The sequence below is a fragment of the Clostridium sp. genome (assembly GCF_036643715.1).
Taxonomy (GTDB): domain Bacteria; phylum Bacillota; class Clostridia; order Clostridiales; family Clostridiaceae; genus Clostridium.
Window position 1 is genome coordinate 1 of record NZ_JAVXRL010000088.1, and the last position, 5590, is coordinate 5590.

5 protein-coding genes are annotated in these 5590 nt (G+C 28.2%); 4 read left to right on the top strand and 1 reads right to left on the bottom strand.

The features are described 5' to 3' along the window. From RSF37_RS14690 to RSF37_RS14705, 4 genes are all read left to right on the top strand, one after another. On the top strand, window positions 1-554 hold a 554-nt coding region (locus RSF37_RS14690), incomplete at its 5' end, for a DegV family protein (RefSeq protein ID WP_332565128.1). A 17-nt stretch (window positions 555-571) separates the two neighbouring features. Next, window positions 572-1927, top strand: coding sequence for an MATE family efflux transporter (locus RSF37_RS14695; RefSeq protein ID WP_332565129.1), 1356 nt, complete (start codon window positions 572-574; stop codon window positions 1925-1927). 22 nt (window positions 1928-1949) lie between these two features. Continuing rightward, window positions 1950-3050 (top strand): ethanolamine utilization protein EutH, encoded by a 1101-nt coding sequence (gene eutH, locus RSF37_RS14700; protein ID WP_332565130.1) that lies wholly within the window; start codon window positions 1950-1952, stop codon window positions 3048-3050. After that, window positions 3051-4196, top strand: a complete 1146-nt coding sequence (locus RSF37_RS14705; protein ID WP_332565131.1) for an ABC transporter substrate-binding protein — start codon at window positions 3051-3053, stop codon at window positions 4194-4196. On the opposite strand, the gene RSF37_RS14710 is transcribed toward RSF37_RS14705, so the two are convergent. Further along, entirely contained in the window at window positions 4179-5306 is a 1128-nt protein-coding gene (locus tag RSF37_RS14710; protein ID WP_332565132.1) for a glycosyltransferase family 4 protein, read from the bottom strand. The two genes, RSF37_RS14705 and RSF37_RS14710, sit on opposite strands and share 18 nt — an antisense overlap. Between the last annotated feature and the right edge of the window lie 284 nt (window positions 5307-5590).

Sequence of the window (5590 nt, forward strand, 5' to 3'; positions counted from 1 at the left end):
TATTAGAAGAATTTGAAAATAGTGAAATATATATAATAGATTCAAGAAGTAATTGCATGCAGACAGGATATGCAGTTATTGAGGCTGCAAAAGCTGCAAAGGAATCTCTTTGTATAGAAGACGTTTTAAATAGAGTAAATAATGTAATAGAGAATAGTAAATTTTTATTCATGCCAGAAACTTTAAAATATTTAAAAAAGGGCGGAAGAATTGGAAGTGCAGCTGCACTTTTTGGAAGTATGTTAAAAATTGTTCCAATACTTACAGTTGAAGATGGAAAAACAACAGTCTTTAATAAAGTTAGAACAAGAAGAAAAGCGATAAATACTATTATTGATTCAGTAATTTCAGATATTAAAAGTAATGGTGTGTTAGGAATAACTGTTCATCATATTAATTGTGAAAAAGAAGGAAAAATTTTAAGAGAAGAATTGAAAAAAAGACTTAATGAAGAGGGTATTGAAACTGAAATATTATTAGAGTCAATAGGACCTATAATAGGACTTCATGTAGGTCCGGGAAGTATAGGAATTGCATATTATACTAAAAATTAAACATAAGTGAGGGAATAATGACGAGAATTTTTAAAATGGACAAAGCTTTTTATAAAAAAGCATTAGTAATAGCATTACCAATAGTAATACAAAACTTTATTACATCATCACTTAATATTGTAGATACAATGATGATTGGAAAACTTGGAGAGAATGAAATTGCAGCAGTTGGTATTGCAAATCAATATTTCTTTCTTTTAAATATTTTGATAATGGGATTATTTAGCGGTATAGGAATATTTATATCTCAATATTTTGGTAAAAAAGATGATAAAAATATAAAAAAATTAGTTGGGATAGGACTTATAGCTGCCATTGTAGTTGGAGGTATATTTACATTAATAGCACAAGTAGCACCAGAAGGTATAATAAGTATTTTCAATAAAGATGGACAGGTTATAAAATTAGGAGCAGAATATTTAGTTATAGTTTCGATAAGTTATATATTTACTGCAATAACATTTAATTATGGTATTGCATCAAGATGCATTGAAAAGACAGCAGTACCAATGGTTGCAAGTTCAATTGCACTACTTACAAATACTGTTTTAAATTACTGTCTTATATTTGGTAACTTCGGAATGCCAAAACTTGGTGTTGAAGGAGCGGCAATTGCAACTTTAATAGCAAGAGTTATAGAATTTATAATAATGGTTGGATACGTTTATTATAGCAAAAACATGCTTGCAGCTAATGTAAAAGAATTATTTTCTTTTGACTTTTCTTTTGCAAAGAGAATATGGATTACGATATTACCTGTATTATTAAATGAGGCATGTTGGGGACTAGGCTCTGTAATGTATAACGTTATTTACGGAAGAATAGGAACTCAAGCGATTGCATCAGTACAGATAGCAACAACTATTAATAACTTATTTATGGTTGTTATATTTGGTATAGGTAACGCAGCACTTGTAATGGTTGGAGCTAAAGTTGGAAAAGGTGAATATGATAAGGCAAAGGAATACGGTAAAAACTTCCTTGTTATTGGAACTGTTATCGGAATTATTATTGCAGTTTCACTATCACTTTCAGCAAATGCAGTAGTATCAATATATGATGTATCAGAGCAAGTTAAAGTGTGGTCTAAGTTAATACTTTATGTAACTTCACTTGTAATGATAGTTAGAGTGTATAACATAATAGCAATTGTTGGAGTTTTAAGAGGTGGGGGAGATGTTAAAGTATCTTTCTTAATAGAAGGTATAACAATGTGGTGTATTGGAGTTCCTTTAGCACTAGTTGGTGCCTTTGTATTTAATCTTCCAGTGTACTTAGTTTATGCACTATGTACTTTTGAAGAAATAACAAAAGCAGTTGCATGCTTTAAAAGAATGAGATCAAATAAGTGGATAAAGAACTTAGTAGCATAAGTTATGGGGGAATAGAGGGGTTATGGAAAATTTAATATTATATATTATATCTATATTTTTTATTATTGGGGCAGTAGATTATATAATAGGAAATAAACTTAATTTAGGAAATTACTTTGAAAGTGGAATAAAAACAATGGGACCACTTGCAATATCAATGGTTGGGATAATATCATTAACACCAGTTATTACAGAGGGACTAGAATTATTTCTAGTTCCTTTATCTAAAAGTATTGGTATAGATCCATCTATATTTATATCAAGTATTATAGCAATTGATATGGGAGCTTTTAATGTATCTCAAAATATTGCAGTTAATGATAGTATGGTACACTTTGCGGGTGTATTAATGGCATCCACTCTTGGGTGTACACTTAGCTTTACTCTTCCTTTAGCACTTGGAATAGTGAGAAAGGATAGTAGAAAAGAGCTATTTACTGGAATTGTATTTGGAATTATAACGTTGCCAATAGGATTATTTTTTGGTGGATTGATGCTTAAAATACCTGCGAAGTTAATTATAATTAATTTATTGCCTATAATTATAATTGCACTAATATTAAGCTTTGGTATTTTTTATTCAAGTAATATTACAATAAGTATATTAAATGTATTTGGAAAAGGAATAGTAATTATAAGCATTATAGGAATTGCAATTCAAGGATTCCAATCAATTAGTGGAATAGTTATAATGGACAATTTAATGCCGTTAGATGAAACTTTAAATATAGTTGGAAGAATAGCAATATTCTTAGGCGGAGCTTACGTATTACTTGAAGTAATAAAGAGAATATTAAAAAGTAAGCTTAAAGGGATTAGTAAAAAATTTGATATAAGTGAAAATTCAATAGTAGCATTTATTGGAAGCTTAGCATCTGCAATAGTTGTATTTTCAACTTTTGAAGAATTAGATAGTAAAGGTAAAATATTATGTACAGCATTTTCGGTTGGAGGTGCTTATGTTCTTGGTGGTCAGCTTGGTTTTGTAGCTAGTGAATCGAAAGAGATAACATTAATATATATTACAACAAAATTAATATGTGGATTTTTAGCAGTAATAATAGGTATAATTTATATAAAGAGAAAAAACAAAGTATTAATTAAAGCGAAGAGGACTGATTAGATGAAGTGGAATTTTAAAGCGATAATTATATTTGTAGTTGTAGTATTTTTATCAATACTAGCTATAAATCATTTTGGTCAAGATAGAAATAAGGTTGTAAGTGGAAATATAACTATATGGGGAGATGAATATACATACTCTTATATAAAAGAAGCAGCAGAGAAATTTGAAGAATCTAATAAAAAAGTTAATATTGAAGTAGTAAATGTAAGTAGTAAAGATTATTTCGATAAATTAATTAATACTAATAAAAAAGATTTACCTAATATAGTTCAATTAAATAGTAATGATTTAACTAAAGTTATCGATAAACATACTATACAGGTGGCTAATGAAGGAAGTTTAGTTAACACTTATAAAATGAATTTCCCAGAAAGTAGAATTAAAGAAGTAACTATAGATGATCAAATAGTTGCAATACCAGCTACTAGTAATCCTTTAGTGTTGTATTTAAGAGAAGATGTACTGAAGGAATATGGATATACAAATTCTGATATAAATACTTGGGATGATTTGATAAAGGTATCTAAAGATATATATAAGAAAAGTAAAGGCAAGTATAAAGGATTAAGTGCTGTAGGTAAGGATCTTAATGATTTAGAATCATTACTTATAATGCAAAACATGGAATATGGAACTAGTAAAGATAAGACAGAGGATGCTGTAAAAGATAATATAAAGAAACTTAGAGATGAAAATGTATTAACTAAAACATCAAATGATGGATACTTTGGTGCTATTTCATCAATTAATGGTATGAAACAATTTATGAGCCTTGATGTAAAGTGTGCATGGACTGCTAATAATGCCCCAGCAAGCAAAATTGGTGGCAATAGGTTTTATGTTTCAGAAGGTGAGAATTTTGCAGTATTAAATAGTGATGGAAGCAATATAAAACTAATAAATACATTTTTAGAATCTGTAACAAATAATACTGATTTAGCATTAAAATATGCTAAGGAAGGTGAATTCTTCCCAAGCTATCTTTACACATATAAGAGCACAGAAATAGAAAAAGAAGTTAAAAATTTCGAAGGAAAGAGCCCTCTTGTTGTTATGAGTAACATATACAAGAAAGCTCCTGAAATTGAACAGTATGATGATTATATAAAGATTAAGGAAGATCTATTAAAGAGTGGTATCTAAAATGCTTTTATAAGCGTCTAAGGTATTTTGTGCAGTTTGCCTCCATGAAAATTGGAGGCTTCTTTTATATCCATATTCACTTAATTCTTCTCTTAAAGAATCATTGCTTAAAACTTCATATAATGAATTACTTAATTCACCTTCAATATTTGGATTTATTAAAATTGCTGAATCTTTAGTCACTTCAGGTATAGATGTAACATTAGATGTTATAACGCAAGTTCTACAGCTCATAGCTTCTAATGGAGGGAGTCCAAAGCCCTCGTAGTATGAAGGATATACAAATACATCAGCACCATTATAAAGTATAGGTAAGTCGCTGTTATCTAAAAAGCCAGTAAAAATAACTTTATCTTCTAAATTAAGTTTTTCAACATATTGTTTTAAACTTATTCCCTCATCTTTTAATGAACCACCAAGTAAAAGTTTGTAGTCTTTATTTAAACTTTTATAAACTTTAGAAAAAGCATCAATTATTCCTTTAACATTCTTTCTAGAACTGAAGCCTCCTATATATAAAATATAAGGACAATCAAAGTTAAATCTTTTATTAATTACATCTCTACAAATATTCTTATCCATTGGCTTGAATTCATAATTTGCAGAAAGTGGAGTTACGAAAATTTTATCTTCTGGATATCCTTTGAAAAATCTTAAAATATCTCTCTTTGAATATTCTGAAACAGTAAGAATTCCTTTTGACTTATCTATTATATTTGGCATATCTCTTAAAAATCTTTTTAAATAACCAGGTCCAACAGTTTCAGGCATTATATAAGGTATTAAGTCGTGAATGGTAACTACTGTATTTACATCATAATCAAAGGGGAATCCGATACCATTTTGAGGAATATGATATAACTCGATTTCTTTTTCTTTAATTAAATTTGGAATATAGTGATTTTCAAAAAAACTACCATGTCTGCCAGAACATAAAGTTAGATTCGTATTATCTTTTAAAAATTGTTCTTTACATTTACCGGTCCAAATTAGATTAAAAACATCTTCTTTATTTATGTTTATCATTTCTGAAATAAGATTTTTAGTATAAGTACCTATTCCTGTACCTTCGTGCAAGTTTACACTTCTAGCATCTATGCAGATTTTCATTATAACACCTCAAATCACACTCTATATTATAAAATATTATATAAAGCATTTTTTGTGAATGAAATCACATTAAATTAAAAAAATTCATATAATAAAAATAAACAATTGCTGTGGGAGTAATATATGGATAAAGAAAAAATAAAAATAGATATAGAAAGAGAATATGGAGTAGAAGTTAAAACAATTGAAAAGGTAAAAAACACGTATAAGATAAATGGAAATGAGGGATATTGTTTAAAAGTTTCACAATATAAATTCCCTCATTTTTATTTTATTTTATCTTC

Coding starts and splice junctions, on each gene's coding strand:
- RSF37_RS14695 (WP_332565129.1), top strand. CDS start 572: ATGACGAGAATTTTTAAAATGGACAAAGCTTTTTATAAAAAAGCATTA.
- eutH (WP_332565130.1), top strand. CDS start 1,950: ATGGAAAATTTAATATTATATATTATATCTATATTTTTTATTATTGGG.
- RSF37_RS14705 (WP_332565131.1), top strand. CDS start 3,051: ATGAAGTGGAATTTTAAAGCGATAATTATATTTGTAGTTGTAGTATTT.
- RSF37_RS14710 (WP_332565132.1), bottom strand. CDS start 5,306: ATGAAAATCTGCATAGATGCTAGAAGTGTAAACTTGCACGAAGGTACA.